Origin of the sequence: Pseudomonas sp. Irchel 3H9 (assembly GCF_900187495.1) — a bacterium.
In the GTDB taxonomy this organism is placed as follows: Bacteria; Pseudomonadota; Gammaproteobacteria; order Pseudomonadales; family Pseudomonadaceae; genus Aquipseudomonas; species Aquipseudomonas sivasensis.
Map to the genome: position 1 here is coordinate 1 of NZ_FYDK01000009.1, position 20,094 is coordinate 20,094.

The window sequence follows — 20,094 nt, forward strand, 5'->3', positions numbered from 1 at the left end:
TTTCGCGCGGAGTTTCTTCGTCTTTGGCAACGAAGGTACCGGCGACGGTACCTGCTTCAGCGGTGTTCTCGATGATGGTGGTCGGCGTGACAGCAATCACCGGAACGTCGTTAACCAGCGTTACGGTCGGTTGACCGGTGCCAGTGGAGTTCAGGCCTTCAACGTCGGTGACGGTGAGGTCGATTTTCGGCAGTTGGTTACCAGCGTTAACGAAGTCAGCACCTTTTTCGGTCAGGACCACGTTGTTGCCGGAGATGGCGTAGTAACCGTCAGCGTTGGTGCCAGCGGTGAAGCTGATGTTCAGGTTCTCGCGTGGGGTTTCTTCGTCTTTAGCGACGAAGGTACCGGCGACGGTGCCTGCTTCAGCAGTGTTCTCGACGATGGTGGTCGGCGTGACAGCAATTACTGGGACGTCGTTAACCAAGGTCACGGTCGGTTGACCGGTACCGGTGGAATTCAGGCCTTCAACGTCAGTAACGGTCAGGTCGATCTTCGGCAGCTGGTTACCAGCGTTAACGAAGTCGGCGCCTTTTTCGGTCAGGACCACGTTGTTGCCGGAGATAGCGTAGTAACCATCTGCGTTGGTGCCAGCAGTGAAGCTGATGGTCAAACCATCGCGTGGTGTTTCTTCGTCTTTCGCGACGAAGGTACCGGCGACGGTGCCTGCTTCGGCGGTGTTCTCGACGATGGTGGTCGGCGTGACAGCAATCACCGGAACATCGTTAACCAGCGTTACGGTCGGTTGACCGGTGCCGGTTGAATTCAGGCCTTCAGGGTCAGTGACGGTCAGGTCGATCTTCGGCAGCTGGTTACCAGCGTTAACGAAGTCAGCACCTTTTTCAGTCAGCACGACGTTGTTACCGGAGATGGCGTAGTAGCCGTCAGCGTTGCTGCCAGCGGTGAAGCTGATGGTCAAACCATCGCGTGGTGTTTCTTCGTCTTTGGCGACGAAGGTACCGGCGACGGTGCCTGCTTCAGCGGTGTTTTCAACGATGGTGGTCGGCGTGACAGCAATTACTGGGACGTCGTTAACCAAGGTCACGGTCGGTTGACCGGTGCCAGTGGAATTCAGGCCTTCAACGTCAGTAACAGTCAGGTCGATTTTCGGCAGCTGGTTGCCCGCGTTAACGAAATCAGCACCTTTTTCAGTCAGCACGACGTTGTTGCCGGAGATGGCGTAGTAGCCATCTGAGTTGGTGCCAGCGGTGAAGCTGATGTTCAGGTTTTCGCGCGGGGTTTCTTCGTCTTTCGCGACGAAGGTACCGGCGATAGTGCCTGCTTCAGCGGTGTTTTCAACGATGGTGGTCGGCGTGACAGCAATTACCGGAACATCGTTAACCAGCGTTACGGTCGGTTGACCGGTGCCGGTGGAATTCAGGCCTTCAGGGTCAGTGACGGTCAGGTCGATCTTCGGCAGCTGGTTACCAGCGTTAACGAAGTCAGCACCTTTTTCGGTAAGGACTACGTTGTTGCCGGAGATGGCGTAGTAGCCGTCAGCGTTGGTGCCTGCGGTGAAGCTGATGGTCAAACCATCGCGCGGGGTTTCTTCGTCTTTGGCAACGAAGGTACCAGCGACGGTGCCTGCTTCAGCAGTGTTTTCAACGATGGTGGTCGGCGTGACAGCAATTACTGGTACGTCGTTGACCAGGGTCACGGTCGGTTGACCGGTGCCAGTGGAGTTCAGGCCTTCAACGTCGGTGACGGTGAGGTCGATCTTCGGCAGCTGGTTGCCAGCGTTAACGAAGTCAGCGCCTTTTTCGGTCAGCACAACGTTGTTGCCGGAGATGGCGTAGTAGCCGTCTGCGTTGGTGCCAGCGGTGAAGCTGATGTTCAGGTTTTCGCGCGGGGTTTCTTCGTCTTTCGCGACGAAGGTACCGGCGATAGTGCCTGCTTCAGCGGTGTTTTCAACGATGGTGGTCGGCGTGACAGCAATTACCGGAACATCGTTAACCAGCGTTACGGTCGGTTGACCGGTGCCGGTGGAATTCAGGCCTTCAGGGTCAGTGACGGTCAGGTCGATCTTCGGCAGCTGGTTACCAGCGTTAACGAAGTCAGCACCTTTTTCGGTAAGGACTACGTTGTTGCCGGAGATGGCGTAGTAGCCGTCAGCGTTGGTGCCTGCGGTGAAGCTGATGGTCAAACCATCGCGCGGGGTTTCTTCGTCTTTGGCAACGAAGGTACCAGCGACGGTGCCCGCCGCCGCCGTTTCTTCAACAATGGTGTTAGCCGTGATTTCAATCACGGGCACATCGTTGACCAGGGTAACGGTCGGCTGGCCAGCAGCGTTGGAGTTGAGGCCTTCGGGATCGGTAACCGTCAGGTCGATCTTCGGCAGTTGATTGCCGGCATTGACGTAGTCCGCGCCCTTCTGCGTCAGCACAACGGTGTTGTCGACGATGGCGTAGTAGCCATCCTTGTTGTTGTCACCCGTAAACGTGACGGTCAGTTGGCCAGCCGGCGCTTCTGCATCGCTGATAACAAACGTACCCGCCACACTGCCCGCGACTGCGGTGTTTTCGACCAGGGTCGTGCCCGTCACGTCGATCAGCGGCGCATCGTTGACTGGTGTGATTGTGATCGTCAGCGTGCTGCTGGAACCGGTGTTGGTGGTGTATTCGATCTGCGGCACTTCGCCGCTGTAATCCTTGACCGGGGTAAACACGTATGCGCCATCAGCACCGATGGTGATGGAACCAATGCCTTGGATGTCAGCAGTCTGGCCGGCGTTGTAGGTCGTGTTGCCCACTTTGAAGGTAGCGACAGCCAACTGGTTATCGATGTCGCTGTCGTTGCTCAGCACATTGCCGGTCGCGACGCTATCTTCGACGATAGTGTTGGTATCGGCGACCAACACGCTTGGATCATCCACAGCGACCACCGTGGAAGTGGCCGGCTCAGGATTGATTGCAAGGTTTTCGTAGTTACCGCCAGTCGCTTCGGTGATCGTGACGCTGACGGCCAGGTTCTTGCCATCAGCCAGGTTGGCAGGCGTATCGGCAGTGACCGTGCCGGTGGTTTTACCGGCCTCAATGGTGATGGTCAGGTCGTTGGACAGTTTGATCACAACGTCGGTCTGCGCCGCGTTGGTCACCGTTGCGGTGTAGACGATCTGGCCGCCTTCATTCACCGACGGGGTCGCGGTCAGGGTGACGGTGGTGGTGTCGATGGTGTCAGCGATCTGCGTGACTGCTGGCGCCGGGTCGGTGGTGATGATCAGGTTGCCGCCGCCGGAGGTGCCGGCGATGGTGGCGGAGATCGACGAGGCGTCCAGGTAAGGCGTGTCATTACCGGCGAAAGTGACGTTCAACACGCCCGAGGTCTGGCCCGCGGCGATCACAACGGAGAGGCCGTTGGACAAGGTGACGGTCAGGTCGCTGGTCGGTGCCTGGGTGATGAATACGGTGTAAACGACTACGCCACCGGCTTCGGTGATGCTCGGCGTGGCGGTCAGGGTAATGGTTACGTTGCGCGGATCTACGCCGTTGTTGTCGGCACCGGTTTGGGTCGTGCCTACGGCGTCACCGGCATTCAAGCCGGTCGTTGGGTAACCAATGGTGGGGTCAACCACGCCTGCTGTGGCTTCCAGCACAACAAAACTGTGACCGCCACCCGCGGCGCCGTCTGCGCCTGCGGAGGTCGGGCCGGCAGCGGTGGCTTCGAGGTCTTGGGTAGGGTCAGCGCCGGCAGCGATGGCTTGCTGCAGTTCTGCAACGGACGGTGCAGCTTGAGCAGTCGCAGCACTGAGGTCGGTGACCGAGTCAGGAGCGTTCGCGCTCCACTGAGTGTCGCGACCCAGGTCGATGACGCGGCCGTCGGCCAGTTCCAGCGACACGGCACCCGAAGCACCGGTATCGACCTGCTCCCCTGCAAACAGGCGATCCCCTTCTACAAGCAGGCGGCGAATCCCTTCCGGGGAAACTGCGAACACTTGACCGACAATGCTTTTGACGACCGCAACGCTGCTCATAAAAGACTCTCCGTGTATTACCGTCAGGGGGTATCCATCAAGGTGACCGGCCGTCTCATGGGTGCCGATTCAATAGCTGGAGTACGTAGTTTCTAAGTAAGAAATTTGGCGTCAATATTTTGTTGTTCCGTCAGGAGAATTACTTTTCCGTCAAGGTATTGACCTATTGGGCGTCATCCTAAACAATCCGCCCGGTAATGTCACATTGATATTTAAACGGCCTCGCGACTTTCTGTTTGCGCCCTCCGGCGCCCTAGAAAAACGGGCATTTCGAGTTGCCACTCCAATGCAATATTCCAAGTTTGTTGCGGTTTTTCAGGCAACCAATCCCCGGGGAAACATCAGAATGCGTTTGCACCTTCTTAAAGCTGTGCCTTTTGCTCTAGCCGCCAGTTTCGTCCAGGCTCAGACCCTGCCCGAAGCCATGCAAGATGCCGTGAAAAACCACCCGGAGATCCAGGCCGCAATCAATGCGCGCATTGCTGCTGACTATCAGGTCAGAGAGGCCCAGGGCGGTTACCTGCCTAAAGTCGACCTGCTGGGCGGCTATGGCCGTGAAAGCTCAGACAACACCTCGACCCGCGCCGCCAGCAACAGCCACGATTGGAAAACCCTGAACCGCGGCGAATCGACCATCCGCCTGCAACAAAATTTGTTCCAGGGCTTTGGCACCATCAATGAAGTCGGCCGCCAACAAGCCACCGCCAATTCCCGTGGGTATGCGCTGCTCAATACTTCCGAGCGCACTGCACTGACCGTTGCTCAGGTTTATCTGGATGTCTTGACCCGTCGCGAGATGGTGCAGTTGGCAGAAGACAACCTGAAGAGCCACGAACGCATTTTTGACCAGATCAAACTGCGCACCAGCCGTGGCGTCGGAAGAATGGCGGACATGGACCAGGCTGAAGCCCGACTGGCTCAGGCGCAAAACAACCTGATCACCGAGCAGACCAACCTCGCTGACGCCAACACCAACTACCTCAGCGTTGTCGGCAAAGAGCCCGACCAACTGGAACGCCCACTGGGCGTGGTGACCCTGCTGCCAGCCAGCCTGGAAGACGCGCGCCGCCAGATGATTGCTGACAGCCCGGTGCTGCGCTCGGCCGAATCGGACATCGCCGCTGCCGAAAAGCAGTACGAAGCCGCCAAGTCGACCTTCTACCCGCGCTTTGATGCGGTGCTGCAACGTTCGGCCAACAACAACATCGGCGGCGAAGAGGGCCATGACAATGGCTACTCCGCGATGCTGAACATGCAGTTCAACCTGTATAACGGCGGCAGCGACAAGGCCAGCCTGCAGTCCAAGGCTTCCCAGGCCACCCAGGCGCTGGATATCCGCAACAACGCCTTGCGTCAGTTGAACGAAGAATTGGGCCTGGCGTGGAACGCTTACAACAACGCCAGCCAGCAAGTGCCGATCGCGCAGCAGTACGTCGACCGCAGCACCAAAGTGCGCACCTCGTACCAGCAGCAGTTCAGCCTCGGTGAGCGTACACTGCTCGACTTGCTCGACAGCGAGAACGAACTGTTCACCGCTCAGCAACGTTTGGCGCAGATCAAAAGCCTCTACGTTTACACCCAGTACCGTATCAAGGCCGATATGGGCCAATTGCTGAGAAGTCAGGGCGTAGTCGCTCCGATGGCATCAGTTGTGCAAAACGATATTAAACCGTCGGTAAACCTGCCAGGGATGAACTGATTCTTGACGGCGTTGGACCACACAACCGTTTAAGAGAGAGTCAGCTTGGATTCCGAAATAGGTTTGGCGCCACTTCACCATGACCCGCGCGCTCAGCATGACGACCCATTGCTAGATGGGTTGTTGGCTCTCTGTTCGCTGCATTACAAGCCTGCAAGCCGGGCCATGCTGACCACCGGCCTGCCCTTGGCGGGGCAGCGCCTGAGCCCGGACTTGCTGCCGCGCGCAGCAGCCCGGGCGGGTTTGCAGGGGCGTTTGCTGCAGCGCAAGCTGGAGCAGATCCCGTCCATCGCATTGCCGGCCTTGTTGCTATTAAAGGAAGGACGCAGTGCGGTGCTGTTGGGATGGGAGGGTGATACCGCCCGCCTGCTGCTCAGCGAAAGCGACGGCGGCGAAGTCCAGGTCACCCGTGAGGCGCTGACTCAGGATTACAGCGGTCGGGTTTTCTTCGCCCAACCGCAGCATAAATTTGACGTCACCAGCGGCACGCTGATCCCCCGCGCACGTTCGTGGTTCAAAGACACCCTCAAACGCTCCCGCTGGCTGTACGCCGACGCTATCGCCGCAAGCCTGGTGATCAACCTGATCGCTCTGGCTGCGCCGTTGTTTGTCATGAACGTGTACGACCGCGTGGTGCCGAACCAGGCCACCGCCACCCTGTGGGTGCTGGCCATCGGTATTTGTGGCGCCTACCTGTTCGACCTGCTGCTCAAGAGCATGCGCAGTCTGTGCCTGGACCTGGCGGGCAAGAAAACCGACCTGATCATTTCCGCGACGCTGTTCGAGCGCATCGTGGGTATGTCGATGAAAATGCGCCCGGCGCGCGTCGGCAGCTACGCCTCCAACATCCACGAGTTTCAGGGGATGCGCGACTTCCTCACCTCCCTGACCCTTGCCAGCCTGATCGATTTGCCCTTTACCCTGATCATCCTCGGCGTGATCGCGCTGCTGGGGGGCCACTTGGTGTGGATTCCCATCGTCGCCTTCCCACTCGCCCTGGGCATCGGCCACTTCCTGCAAAAACCGCTCACGGCAACACTTGAGCGCACCATGGCCCTGGGTGCCGAGCGTCAATCGAGCCTGATCGAGACCCTCGCCGGGCTGGACGCGGTAAAGGTCAACAACGCCGAAAGCGAACGTCAGTACCAGTGGGAACAAACCATTGGCACCCTCAGCCGCCTGGAGCTGCGAGTCAAAGTGCTGTCCGGCCTGGCGATGAACATCACTTTGCTGATCCAGCAAGTGGCGGGCGTGGCGATGATTATCTTCGGCGTGTACCAAATCATCGATGGCACCCTCAGCATGGGCGGCCTGGTGGCGTGCTACATGCTCAGCGGCCGTGCGCTTGGCCCGTTGGCCCAGCTGTCGGGCCTGCTGACGCGCTACCAGCAAGCCAAGGTGACGATGGTCTCGGTGGACCAGATGATGGAACTGCCGCAGGAACGCAACTTCGACGAACGCCCGCTTAGCCGCAAAACCCTGCAAGGCGCGATGACGTTCCGCGAGGTCGACTTTACCTACCCGAACCAGCAAACCCTGGCTCTGCGCGGGATCAACCTGAATGTTCGTCCCGGCGAGAAAATCGGCATCATCGGCCGCAGCGGCTCGGGCAAAAGCTCGCTGGCCAAGCTGCTGGTCGGCCTGTATCAGCCGGACTCCGGCTCGTTGCTGGTGGACGGCGTAGACATCCGCCAGATCGACGTCAGCGAATTGCGCCACAACATCGGCTACGTCGCCCAGGACATCCAACTGCTGGCCGGCACCTTGCGCGACAACCTGGTCTCGGGCGCGCGCTACGTGGACGATGAGATGGTGCTGCAAGCCGCAGAACTCGCCGGCGTGCATGAGTTCGCCAGGCTGCACCCACAAGGTTACGAGCTGCAAGTGGGCGAGCGCGGGCAGAACCTCTCCGGCGGTCAACGCCAGAACGTTGCCCTGGCCCGTGCGCTGCTGCTGAACCCGCCGATTCTGCTGCTGGACGAACCCACCAGCGCTATGGACAACACCGGTGAAGAGCGCCTCAAACAGCGCTTGCAGTCGGTGATCGAAAACAAGACGGTGATTCTCGTCACCCACCGTGCTTCGCTGTTGAGCCTGGTAGATCGCCTGCTGGTGATCGACCGTGGCCAGATCCTCGCAGACGGTCCAAAAGCGGCCGTTATGGAAGCGCTGAAAAAGGGGCAGATCAGTGTTGCTTAAGTCCGGCCCAGGCCGTTGGAAAGACGTCATCTTCCGCTACTTCAAGGGCAGCGACTCGCTCGATGATCAACCACTGCCCGAAGTCGAAAAGGCGCTGATCGACGACGCACCACGCATCGTGCGCCTGACCATCTGGGCCGTGATCGGCTTCTTCGTGTTCCTGCTGCTGTGGGCACACTTCGCGATCATCGACGAAGTGACCAAGGGCGAAGGCAAGGCGATCCCCTCGTCGCGCATCCAGAAGATCCAGAACCTGGAGGGCGGCATCGTTGCCCAGATTTACGTGCACGAAGGCCAGATCGTCGAAGCCGGCGCGCCGCTGATTCGCTTGGATGACACCCGATTTGCCTCCAACGTCGGCGAAACCGAAGCCGACCGAGTGGCCATGGAACTGCGCGTGGAGCGTCTCAGCGCGGAAGTCGATAACCGCCCGCTGAACATCACCGATGCCGCACGCAAAGCCGTGCCTAACCAGGCCTCGAACGAAGAGTCGCTGTACCTTAGCCGCCGCCAGCAACTGGCCGATGAGATTGGCGGGCTGCAACAGCAACTGCTGCAACGCCAGCAAGAGCTGCGCGAATTCAGCTCCAAGCAGGAGCAATACCGCAACAGCCTGAACCTGCTGCGCCAGGAGATCGGCATGTCGGAGCCACTGGTACAGCAAGGCGCAATCTCCCCGGTAGAAGTGCTGCGCCTCAAGCGCTCGGAAGTTGAAACCCGCGGCATGCTCGACGGCACCACCCTGGCCATCCCACGCGCCCAAGCGGCGATCAACGAAGTGCAGCGCAAGGTCGACGAAACACGCGGCAAATTCCGCAGCGAAGCCCTGGCCCAGCTGAACGAAGCCCGCACCAACCTGAGCAAGGCTCAGGCAACGTCCAAAGGCCTGGAAGACCGCGTCAGCCGCACCATGGTCACCTCGCCCGTGCGCGGTATCGTCAAGCAGATGCTGGTCAACACCGTCGGCGGCGTGATCCAGCCCGGCAGCGACATGGCCGAAGTCGTTCCACTGGACGACACACTCCTGGTCGAAGCGAAAATCCGCCCACAAGACATCGCCTTCCTCCACCCCGGCCAGGAAGCCATGATCAAATTCACCGCCTACGACTACACCATCTACGGCGGCCTCAAAGGCAAACTCGAAACCATCGGTGCCGACACCGTGATGGATGAAGAGAAGAAAAACACCTTCTACATCATCAAACTGCGCACCGACCGCAGCCACCTGGGCACCGATGAGAAGCCCTTGCTGATCATCCCCGGCATGGTGGCGTCGGTGGACATCATCACCGGCAAGAAGAGCATCCTGAGCTACCTGCTCAAACCGATCATCAAATCCCGTGCAGAGGCAATGCACGAACGTTGATTCTTGGCGGGTGACGCGTAGAAATGTGGGGAGATTTGCGAAAACTTGGGTTTTCGCAAAAATAGTCAGATTTCAGGGGTTTACAGAACCTTTTCAGTCGCTATAATCGTCGCCCTAACACGCCGGTATAGCTCAGTTGGTAGAGCAACTGACTTGTAATCAGTAGGTCCCGGGTTCGACTCCTGGTGCCGGCACCATACAAGGTTCCAGAGAAGGCTTTCAAAATCTCTGGAACCCCCGAAAAACCCGCCTTCTGGCGGGTTTTTTCGTTTTGGCGTTCCATCGGTTTCCGTCAGAAACTGGTGGATTCCAACCGTTTTAAGGGTAGAGTTTGGGATACAGGTCACTTCGATAAAAGGGAGTACCCTTATGTCGCGCACCACAGCTCCGCTCTCCGACGCAGCTTGCCGCTTGGCAAAACCTACAGACCGCGCCTACAAGCTTTTCGACGGCGATGGCCTCTACCTCCTAGTCCAACCCAATGGCCGCAAAGGCTGGCGGCTCCGTTACGTCAAACCTGACGGACGGGAAGGACTGACCTCGTTCGGCAACTACCCCGTCATTGGCCTCGCCGACGCCCGTCGCAAGCGCTTGGAGGTCAAGCGAATGCTGGCGGATGGCATTGATCCCATAGAGACCAAGCACCAAGCCAAGGCGGAAGCTGTGATCAAAGGCAGAACCTTTGAAAGCGTTGCGCTGGACTGGCACACGGAAATGTCGGCCAAGTGGGCACCAGGCCACTCCAAGACTGTGATGAGCCGCCTCAAAACCCACGTGTTGCCGCTGATCGGCGCCCGCGCCATTGTCGAATTAGACACCCATGACCTAATGCAGCCCTTGGAAGCAATCAAGAAGCGCGGAACGATAGACGTTGCTTTAAGGGTACAAAACTACCTGCAGAGCATCATGCGCGAGGCAAAACGCCTCCGGCTTATCACCGCAAACCCTGCTTACGACCTCGAAGGCTTGATCAAAGCCCCGCGGGTAGTACATCGCCCCGCTCTACCCTTATCGCGACTGCCGGAACTGCAGGAGCGGATCGACACCTATAAAGGCCGGGCACTTACCCGTCTGACGGTGATGCTGTCGCTGCATGTGTTTGTACGATCCAGCGAGCTGCGTTTCGCACGCTGGAGCGAGTTCGACCTCAAGCGCGGCACCTGGGAAATACCTGACACTCGTCCAGCGTTGGACGGAGTACCCTTTTCAACAAGGGGTACGAAGATGGCCGGGGACATCCACCTTGTACCCTTATCGCCGCAAGCCGTGGCCCTGCTTGAACAGATCCACGCCCTCACCGGCAAATTCGACCTGGTGTTTGCAGGCGATGCCAAGCCCTGGAAACCCATGTCCGAAAATACCGTGAACAACGCGCTACGGACGATGGGATACGACACCAAAACTGATATCTGCGGACATGGGTTTCGTTCGATGGCCTGCAGCGCACTGATCGAGTCAGGATTGTGGTCGGAGACAGCCATTGAACGGCAGATGAGTCACAAGGAGCGCAACAACGTCCGCGCCGCTTACATCCACAAGGCCGAGTTCATTGAGGAGCGCAGGCTGATCATGAACTGGTGGAGCCGGTACCTGGAAGCCAACCGTGAAGAGCATGTCACTCCGCATGAGTTCGCTAATCAGATTGGGGCGAATGTTACCCGGATAAAGGTGAAGCGGATCAATGATTGAATCCGCCACCCAGGTCACTGAGACAGTCCTGCTATGGGAGGATGCCTAAAACCTCAGGCGTCAAGATCTGAAGCCCAATCCCAGACAACAGACTTGTGCCCAACACGAAGAGAGCTACTTTCAACACCAAACGAATACCACCGCCGAACCCTTTATGACGCAACAAATAGCTGGCAACAATCTTCCTGTAACCATCGCCGTGGCTAAACGCATAGATGATTGCTACCGCGAAGACAAACCATGCAGCGCGCTCGGGATGAGGCATTGTGATTATCGTCAACGCCAAACCGACACAAACAAAACCAATGCTATTAACCTTCTTGAAATAGCTCTTGGCGATGGCTTCATCTTCATCGTCCAGAAAGAAATTCGGTCTCATTGATATGCTCCTTTTGAGATCACAGTGCCGATCACCATGTCATCCAGTCACAGATTAAGAACTCCCTCTGACAGTTTCCACCCGAAGCAGGCGCATTTCTCCCGCAAATCGACAGGAGCATGTCACCCCCCACGAATTCACGAACCAGACCGGACCGAACGTCACTCGCTTAAAAGCAAAACGTGGCGCAACTGAGTTAGCGCTCGGTCTTCATATCTCAGTGATCCGCTTGGCCAAGCAGGTCCATCCAAACATGGCTGCAAAGCCGCCCTGTTTGGATGGACCTCACTTAAAAATCTAAAGCCCACGCAACTGTCTGTGGAAAACCACAGATTTCCACCGGTGGATAATTTCATCCACAGCCGCAGAATCCCCTACAATTCGAGCCTTGACCCAAATTATCCACAGGCGTAGAAAAGATCGGGCAAAGCGCTGTCGTTGACAGCAACCCAGGTAGCCAGAACCTTTAAGGCTACGCCACACCGTGGTGGTTCTCCCAAAGTGCGATTAGCGTCCGGCGGCTCGCACGGTCACAGCGATGTGATGGATGCCTACTTTTACCAGTGTGCCCACTGCGGCAACTCATCCCCTTTCATAGCTGCCCTGCAGCAAACTATCCGCTTGGCCATTCCCGTGCGCCAACCTGCGCCCGTCTCTTTCTCCCGGAAAGAGACGGGCGCTCCTACCACTGCTGCAGCCCAACTCGTACAAGGCTTTGCGGCATTTCCCCTCGTGACAATCGGCGTGACAAACACCGAAAAGTCACCAGCAACAGCGATACCGATGATGGTGCCGCAGCCCACGGAATGGACTGCACCTGACTGACAGTCAGGCATGCCACGGTCATCGCTTCACTGCCTTCACCCGACTCAGGATCTCGCGGCACTGGCCTCGTCAGCCAGCGCAGCCTCCACCCGCCCACTTCCCCGGAAGTGTTCAGGAGGCCAGATCATGAGATGCCCAAGTTCCCGGTCGTAAGGAGCCGCCAGTCCCGCGTTAGTGGACAACCCTCACAGGTCGCAGGGGCCTTGATCCCTGATAACACTCAACATTCGTGGCGGGATGACGTGGGGAAGGTTTTACAAGTGTGGCTTCGAGAGGAGTTTGGTCATGGCATTGGTCGGTAGACGGGATGGGCGTAATTTTGGCTATGGTCGGCAATTGAGTTACGCCGGACCGCAGGCGTTGCAGGACATGTTTGGCGGCGGACATTACGGGACCGTCAAAGCGCACAGTGATCGTTGGCAGGCATTCGTGCGCTGGTGTCGCTCAGACGACGGACCAGGACTCAACGATGCACGGCAGATAGATCGCCAGATCTTGTCGGATTACGCGGCGCATCTGCATCACTTGGTCGAGCGCGGCGATCTCGCGATCGCCACCGCACAAAATCGATTGTCCAGCGTCAACCGAACCATGGCAGCGCTTCGCGGTGATCAGTACATGAAAGTGCAGAGTCCGAGCAAGGCGTTGGAAATGCAGCGCACCACCATCCGCATGACAGTTCCACAAGGCCAGGATCGCGAACACGTGATGCGCATCGTCGATGCACTCCGCGAACAGTATCCCCGTGCCGCCGCCATCGTGCAGTTGGCACGCGCCACCGGCATGCGTTTGCGCGAGGCCATCTTGGCCGACCTTCCCCGTCTAAAACGTGAAGCTGAGCAATTCGGCAAGATCAACATCCAGGACGGCACCAAAGGTGGCCGTTCAGGCGCGTCAGCACCTCGTTGGCTTACGGTAGATGATCATATTCGTGACGCACTGAGGTTTACCGAACAGGTCTCGCCCGACGGTAGCCGCAACCTGCTTGCACCGAACGAACGCTACATCGATTTCCAGCAGGGAATCGTCCGACCCGCCCGAGATATCCTCCATACGCACAAACTCAAAGGATTCCACGAACTGCGCGCAGCCCATGCGTGCGAACGCTATGAGCAGATCACCCATCACCTAGCGCCCATCAACGGAGGCAGGTGCCTCCAGCACCACCGACCTCTTGATGGGGAAGCCCGAGCACAAATCAGCTATGAGCTTGGGCACAGTCGCATCGATGTGGTCCGTGCGTATATCGGTGGCTGAAGATGGCAAATCCTTTCGATATGGAGGTATTTTTGAACGGCGTGCTCTCCGGATCTCATACGACCCGTCGGCGCCACCTTCGTCAGGCTGTGACTATTCAAACCGCAATTTCTAATCGCTGGAAACGTAACAATCCATGGACATGGCAGCAAAAACATCTTGCATGGTTTATGGACCAGGAGTTACGAGATCGTGCAGAGCCAACACGATATTACTTCTGGCTCACTGTCCAGTTGATCGTCTTACGGCTTGGCAAGTCATGGTTCGGATCTAAGCCATCAAGACGTGAAAATTAAGTCCTCTTTCTGTCTGTCTAGACAGTCAAGCGATGACTATAGACGCAGCGACAGCATCTCTGATAGCTTCTGCTGAAGCCGCCATATCAGAATCAAGTCGCATAGTAAATTGTATTTAGCCTTTCAAATTTCAATTTGCGCTGCTATTCAGGGAAGACTATGAACTCGCCTACTCAGGATTTCACAGCAAAAAACCTAAACTGGATGCGAAAGCGTAGAAAACAATTCGGGCTAACCCCTGATAACAATGATCATCTGGAAACCAACGATGAATGGTCTAAATATCTGATTTCTCTGGAGCTACGCATTGCCCAGAATCAAATGAACTTCATAAAACTCAGCACATTCTTAACTAAGAAAAGTAAAAAAAAGAGAACAACTGTCAGGACTAAAAGCCTAGACGAAGCGTTAACCTTAAGAAAAATAAATGACAATTTAAGACGCGCATATCATATAAAGAGCCCGAGTAGAGACAACATCGTAAAACTAGTCATCCAAGCTCTCAGAGATCCTTCTCCAAAAACAGTCTACAGGTTAGATATCAGATCATGTTTCGAGAGCATTCATAGAACCAGCTTAATGAACAAAATAGCCAGAGATGGCCATGTATCATTCCAAACACTGCAGCTTCTAGACAATTTTTTCTCTCATGCCTATTCAATAAAACCCGAATTAAAGAAAAGCGGACTACCTAGAGGTGTAATTATCACCAGCACCTTAGCTGAAATATATCTAAATCAGCTAGACCTAGAGCTTAGAAATATTCCTGGAGTTTATCTCGCCGTTAGGTATGTTGACGACATTGTAATATTTGCAACCTGCGGCGAAGTCACGCTTAAGCGAGAAGTGCAAAGCTGCTTATCAAAATATCGACTTAAAACCAATGAATCAAAAAGTAATATTTTCAGTATAAAATGCACTTGCAGTGATATTTGTGGCCATCCAGAAAAATGTCCATGCGAACGCTCTTGCAAGTGTGCAAAATCTGATAGCTCACTTGTGTCTCCGGCTCCGGAATACCTCGGATACAAAATACTAATTGGCAAACGGAATGATGAAAAAGAAAACAAAGTAACTCTCCTGCTCTCGGATAGCAAGATATCTAAACTCAAGCAGAAGATTTTCTTGTCTCTACAAGACTTTAAGTCCAACAAGAATATAAATCTATTAAAAAATAGGCTTTCATATTTAACTGGAAACCAACTACTTCCAAGCGATCCAAGCCGAAGAGGACTATATACTGGGCTAGCCTACACGCATTCGCTCTACAGCCATGATGATTCTCAGGAAGCGACCTCAAGTAATTCGCTATCTGCACTTGATACTTTTTTTTCAAATCTCGCGAGGCCTGCATTGCGTAGACTGGGGATATCAAAAGAAGAGACAAACGCAATAACAAAGTACTCGTTCGTATCAGGCTTCATCAAACGGCGCAGAACCAAATTTAGTGCCAGAGATGTGATAGAAATAACTAGGTGCTGGAATCATGTCTAAAAAAAATAAAGAAAATTAAAGACAGAGACTGTGCGCGGATGCTTCTGACAGACGTCCTACCCTATGAATTACCTCTGTATTTTACAAATGAAAAACTTTATAAATTCGCAAAATCCAACACAAATCAGACACCACTAATATCAAAAATCTTATCAACAAAAGGGGAGACCATTCCTGCAAGTTTAAAGATTGGTAAAATCGACCAAAAAACCAGAACGCTATCTATCATTCATCCTGCGACCCAGCTTAGGGCTAGCGAATTTTACCGAAAGTATGACATTTACATATCCCACCTTTGTACTAGAAGCGCGTACTCCCTAAGACATCCTTACCGAGTCGCATCAAAATTCTATGACAGTCGTTATATAGATGAATCCTTGAATGAATTTGCACCGGAACTGGTCGAAGGATCTTTTGAGCCAGAAAAACCATATGCATCAACTTATTTTTCGTACAAAACATATGCTCAGATTTATAAATTTTTCTCGTCACGCGAGTACGAACTATTAGAGCAAGAATACAAATACATGGTTCAATTAGACATTGCAAAATGCTTTTCATCTATCTACACCCACTCTATTGCCTGGAGCATGAGGGGGAAAACTTTTGCCAAAGATAATCGAGGATTAGAATTCTTCGAGAGCGAATTCGACAAACTCGTAGGAAACTTCAACTGGGGCGAGACTAACGGAATAATTATAGGCCCGGAAATTTGTAGAATATTTGCGGAAATCATACTTCAAAGCGTAGACATCGCAATCTCTAAAAAAGTCCAGTCAAAAACTACGATAAAACGTTACGTTGACGATTATTTTATTTTTTCAAATGACCTTGAAGACCTCCAAACAATCGAACGAGTGATAGCTGAAGAGCTGGAAAAATATAATCTTTATTTGAATGAAAGCAAGAAAAAAATTATTGAGCGCCCGCTAATAACAAATCTAACTATCGCCAGAAATAAGATCCAAACTGAAGTTCTAGACTTCATTAATCTTTTCAAATCTGCTTTAGGTTCTGTTCAGACAGAAGCTGAACAATCGAAAGCGATAGGAGAGTTGAAAAAACAATCACGAAAAATCATCACGGAGATTAGATCTGTAGCACGAACCAACCAAGTAAAATACGCCGACTTAGCATCCCCTGCTCTAGCAATTATTGCAAGAAAAATGAATACCATTCGATACCGCTCAAAACCAAGTCCAGGCGAGACGTCCGTAATCTCCACCAAATTTGAGTCGACATTTCAAGCAGTCTTAACAGTTTCAGAGTTTCTTTATCTAATGGATATCAGGGCCGCCACTTCCAATAAAATGGCCAGGATTTTTCTAGAGTTGGACGAATTAGCTAGAAGTGTTGGGCTTGCTCGTCCAGCATTTGAGTCTCAAATTCTCGATATCACCCGTAAGGCGATAATAGAGTCAAAGAAGCATGCAAGCACTGCAGACGTATTAAACATCGCCGTAGCCGCTGATTCCATCTGCTCAGACAAACAAAAGCTAACAAAAATCGATTTGCAGGTGCTTTTTAGCGTAACGGATGAAAATAGCAGTTCGATGAACGACTATTTTTCTATAATAGCAGCATTATATTTTTCAAAAAACAGACGAGATCTACGCCCGATAAAGCAGGCAGCAATAAAAAGCGCCGACCATATCATAATGAATAACGCAGCACGCCTAAACAAAAATACCGACGCATTTATGCTGTTCGTGGATATAATCGGCTGCCCATATATAGACGAGGCGGACAGAGCAGCACTTTACAATAACGTGCATAAAATCAGTCAGGGGCGGCTACTCAGTCAAGGGGATGCATTGGGGCAAGCTCGGCTGCTTTCAAAAAGCAATGGATTTACCGTTTGGCAAGGGGTCTCATCTTTACGATCTTTGTTAGCGAAAAAAGACTTGCGCCCTGCTTATGAATAAAGTTAATGTAATTATAGTCAAAGTGAGAAGGGAAGCGTCTTAGCTTTCACAGTAATGCATAGCTTTCGGCGGCCTCTGTCCTGTAACAGGATTGCGTCGGTATGCTAAGAGCGAGCCTCATGGGCAGATGATTAGGCGTTCATCAAAAGCTAACGAGGCGTTTTCAGATCTCCAGAACGCTCACACACACAAACTTCTCTTTTCACTTTGACCCTCTCACAAAGCCGCCTCGACTAGCACTCCATAACTCCCCAGTGATTAATTAACAGGTGGAGTAGCGACGATCAGAAACTGATAGGGTCTAGTCCACTCCTCAATCATACGCCCCACAACAACACATCGCTTCTTCCCACCGTCCTCAAGAACATTACTAGCAATCTCCGAAACCGATTCATTTCGCCGCTCTGAAATAGCTTTTGGATACACGTAAAAAACCACACTTGCTTCTCGGTGCGCTGGCGGCTCGATAATCATCGATGATAGGTGATAAGGATCTTGGTAGTTTTTTTGAACACTTATTTTAAGATTTTCCAACTCTTTGAAGATCTGAGTTTGTTGCCCAAAATCACCGATTCTAAGCATATCAATAACCATAGTGGTCCAAGCTTCAACACCCTTCCGCTGTATTTCTAATACGATACGCTCAAGATGCGGATGCAGCTTAACTTTTGGTTTTCGGACTCGAACGCCTGCGTCTGCGCTATTATAAAAGTGATCGACCGAACGAGACATACCAACTATAGCCACGCAAGTATCCTCGCTTTCAAGGACTGCGGAATTGAAGCCTGTTTCAAGATAAAGGCCGAGATAGTCCATCTCATCCCCCATCATTTGCGTAGACTTTTGAATTCGTTCACGCTCTGCAAAATAATGAAGGAAGTATGCTGGCTCGTTAAGAATTTCGGCAACACATGCTAGGTCAGCAATATTTAGAGTAGGAGCCAAGGGGAGATCCTCTGGCACCCATCCAGCACGTTTTAACTCCGCCTCAGCACTGCAAATTACCGAAAAGTCATCGAGCGTTACAGAGATACGAATAATGGTGTCTACTTTTTCAGCGACCAAACCCAGTTGTGCTGTGAGTTTTAAAGCATCAGCATCACCTGACTTTGCCTTCCACAAGATTTGCTCGAGACGATGCGATTGCTCCGCGGGTTCGACGATAAGATCTCGCACATGCCGTTTCACTCGATCAGGGGCACCACGTAAACCTTGGGGAGTAAGAGCCGCAGATTTTGCTTCAACAATAAGTATCGCACGGTCGACTTGGCCAAGAAAATCTGTTTCAAATCTATCTTGACCTACTACCCATTTGGCATTTAACGCAAACTTAATGGTCGGAAAGACACCCTCGATTACATCCTTAATTTTCTCCTCTAGATAAATTGCTCGGCGCTTTTTCAGTTTTTCTAGCAAGCCTGCGTCGTCTAACAATGATCTCATCACAGCGTGGATATTACTGAATATGACTTGCGGAACTGGAAAGAAAAATCCACCTGCGATATTAATTCCCGGCGCAATCCACGTTGGATTACTGAGAAAGAAATTAGGAATATTTTCCCGATCAAGATCCCCCGGCATTAGAGAAAGACGGTTCAGAATGAGCAAAACAACATCTTCTGATCGCTTCGTCAGCTCTGCAATTTTTTCTACTTCGACACTCGCTAATGATGGTAAAACCATGTCGGAGTGTGCTTGTAGAATTCCAGCCACACCTATCAGATCAATATCTTTCGGCAAACCTTTAAGAAACTCTGAAGGGTTTCCTTCTACATAAGGATAAATAGCAAAGTACCGCTTAACTAATTTTTCCTTTGTTTTCGATCTAAATATCTTTTGAAGAAGCTGCATCCTCTTACTTGAGCGTTCCTCCAAACGCTTCAAGATTGCAACCGACACGTCGATAAGATCAGTAGCGCTAAACCCAAAAAACTTTTTTACATCCTGATCTAGAGGACTATATAGTTCCTTTGATATCTTGGAAACAGCAGCGAAATAACCCCAATTCCTTACAAATTGCGTATGAGCTCTTAGCCGCTCTTGGAGCATGAGTATTGTCTGCTGGGAGGCGTCTCGTTCCTCCACCATCGAAAGAAATCGACGATGAATGAACGCGTCAGCAAGAGCCTTCACATTCTCAACCACCTTTTGAATTTCCAACGGTTTCGCTGGTCTCTGTCCCCATTCACCGTGTGGAATAGTAAGTGCCAATGCCTGGAGGATTTCCACATGGTGCTGTTGGACGTCCGGCATCATAGACTCTCGCGATACTCCCTCGTCTCCAACCTGCACCTGAAGGCCGTAAGCGCTAAGCATTGCAATAATATGCGGCGGATATGAGGCTCTAAACTGTGACAACAACGAATCACAGAGTTCGGGGAACCTCTCTTGACTCTTTTCACCCTCTGCAATTAACGCCGCTTTCAGGACATCCCTGTCAATGTCGTTTAGGGGATGAGAAAATAAACCAAATTCATCAGAGGCGTCGGACAAACTGCTTCCGCTCTCTAAACTCTTAGACCTGTCCATTTGTCTCATCCACTCGCTTAAAAATTGACATTTTAGCGCGGGGACAATTTCCAACGCGCTCAGCGCTTATTCTAATCTTCAGGGTACACTTTGGGGTAGAGGCTGTGTAACACACCTAAAATCACATTAAATAACAAATAGTTATCTGTCGGTTCGACTCTTGGTGCCGCACCATACAAGGTCCAGAGAAGGCTTTCAAAATCTCTGGAATCCCCGAAAAACCCGCCTTCTGGCGGGTTTTTTCGTTTTGGCGTTCCGTGAACTCCGCCAAAACCTTATGGATACCATCGATTTTGGGGTTGGGTAGTTAGATAAAGAGGGAGTGTTCTTAAAGCGCACACCACTGCCCCGCTCTCCGATTCGGCTTGCCGTTCAGCCAAGCCCACCGCCGCACCTAGCTTTTAGACGACGACCGCGCCATATAAGACAAAGCCCCTGTAGAAATGCAGGGGCTTTGTTGTTTCTGGAG

At 52.9% G+C, this 20,094-nt stretch carries 10 protein-coding genes and 1 tRNA gene; 8 read left to right on the plus strand and 3 right to left on the minus strand.

Translation table 11 applies throughout. The features are described 5' to 3' along the window. A partial coding sequence (locus CKW32_RS25325) for a retention module-containing protein (RefSeq protein ID WP_143499440.1) occupies positions 1–3,967 on the minus strand: 3,967 nt, incomplete at its 3' end. Positions 3,968–4,313: 346 nt separating this feature from the next. Between CKW32_RS25325 and CKW32_RS25330 the strand changes: the two genes are divergently transcribed. From CKW32_RS25330 to CKW32_RS25350, 5 genes are all read left to right on the plus strand, one after another. Beyond that, positions 4,314–5,666 carry a TolC family outer membrane protein gene (locus CKW32_RS25330; RefSeq protein WP_032884990.1) on the plus strand — a complete coding sequence of 451 codons (1,353 nt, stop codon included), beginning with the start codon at positions 4,314–4,316 and terminating at the stop codon, positions 5,664–5,666. Between the two features lie 45 nt (positions 5,667–5,711). Further along, complete coding sequence (locus CKW32_RS25335; protein ID WP_032884989.1) at positions 5,712–7,865, plus strand: type I secretion system permease/ATPase; 2,154 nt, start codon at positions 5,712–5,714, stop codon at positions 7,863–7,865. Continuing rightward, complete coding sequence (locus tag CKW32_RS25340) at positions 7,855–9,231, plus strand: HlyD family type I secretion periplasmic adaptor subunit (RefSeq protein ID WP_032884988.1); 1,377 nt, start codon at positions 7,855–7,857, stop codon at positions 9,229–9,231. The genes CKW32_RS25335 and CKW32_RS25340 overlap by 11 nt, the downstream gene beginning before the upstream one ends. A gap of 121 nt (positions 9,232–9,352) precedes the next feature. Beyond that, positions 9,353–9,428: transfer RNA gene (locus tag CKW32_RS25345), tRNA-Thr, on the plus strand. Positions 9,429–9,600: 172 nt separating this feature from the next. Beyond that, positions 9,601–10,920 (plus strand): integrase arm-type DNA-binding domain-containing protein, encoded by a 1,320-nt coding sequence (locus CKW32_RS25350; protein WP_095186271.1) that lies wholly within the window; start codon positions 9,601–9,603, stop codon positions 10,918–10,920. 31 nt (positions 10,921–10,951) lie between these two features. Here CKW32_RS25350 and CKW32_RS25355 read toward each other — a convergent pair whose 3' ends face one another. Then, positions 10,952–11,299 (minus strand): hypothetical protein, encoded by a 348-nt coding sequence (locus CKW32_RS25355; protein ID WP_041475665.1) that lies wholly within the window; start codon positions 11,297–11,299, stop codon positions 10,952–10,954. Positions 11,300–12,409: 1,110 nt separating this feature from the next. On the opposite strand from CKW32_RS25355, the gene CKW32_RS25365 reads away from it, so the two are divergent. The 3 genes from CKW32_RS25365 to drt3b all read left to right on the plus strand — a co-directional run bounded on the left by CKW32_RS25365 (position 12,410) and on the right by drt3b (position 17,096). Continuing rightward, complete coding sequence (locus CKW32_RS25365; RefSeq protein ID WP_095186272.1) at positions 12,410–13,381, plus strand: integrase domain-containing protein; 972 nt, start codon at positions 12,410–12,412, stop codon at positions 13,379–13,381. Positions 13,382–13,836: 455 nt separating this feature from the next. Continuing rightward, the gene (gene drt3a / locus CKW32_RS25375) at positions 13,837–15,171 is read left to right on the plus strand and encodes an antiviral reverse transcriptase Drt3a (RefSeq protein WP_095186274.1); all 1,335 of its coding nucleotides are present in this window, start codon (positions 13,837–13,839) and stop codon (positions 15,169–15,171) included. A 38-nt stretch (positions 15,172–15,209) separates the two neighbouring features. After that, positions 15,210–17,096 (plus strand): antiviral reverse transcriptase Drt3b, encoded by a 1,887-nt coding sequence (gene drt3b / locus CKW32_RS25380; protein WP_095186275.1) that lies wholly within the window; start codon positions 15,210–15,212, stop codon positions 17,094–17,096. 258 nt (positions 17,097–17,354) lie between these two features. On the opposite strand, the gene CKW32_RS25385 is transcribed toward drt3b, so the two are convergent. After that, complete coding sequence (locus CKW32_RS25385; RefSeq protein ID WP_095186276.1) at positions 17,355–19,625, minus strand: hypothetical protein; 2,271 nt, start codon at positions 19,623–19,625, stop codon at positions 17,355–17,357. Between the last annotated feature and the right edge of the window lie 469 nt (positions 19,626–20,094).

Excerpts from the sequence above, each read along its gene's own strand:
- CKW32_RS25330 (WP_032884990.1), top strand. The coding sequence starts at position 4,314 with ATGCGTTTGCACCTTCTTAAAGCTGTGCCTTTTGCTCTAGCCGCCAGT.
- CKW32_RS25350 (WP_095186271.1), top strand. The coding sequence starts at position 9,601 with ATGTCGCGCACCACAGCTCCGCTCTCCGACGCAGCTTGCCGCTTGGCA.
- CKW32_RS25355 (WP_041475665.1), bottom strand. The coding sequence starts at position 11,299 with ATGAGACCGAATTTCTTTCTGGACGATGAAGATGAAGCCATCGCCAAG.
- CKW32_RS25365 (WP_095186272.1), top strand. The coding sequence starts at position 12,410 with ATGGCATTGGTCGGTAGACGGGATGGGCGTAATTTTGGCTATGGTCGG.
- drt3a (WP_095186274.1), top strand. The coding sequence starts at position 13,837 with ATGAACTCGCCTACTCAGGATTTCACAGCAAAAAACCTAAACTGGATG.
- drt3b (WP_095186275.1), top strand. The coding sequence starts at position 15,210 with ATGCTTCTGACAGACGTCCTACCCTATGAATTACCTCTGTATTTTACA.
- CKW32_RS25385 (WP_095186276.1), bottom strand. The coding sequence starts at position 19,625 with ATGGACAGGTCTAAGAGTTTAGAGAGCGGAAGCAGTTTGTCCGACGCC.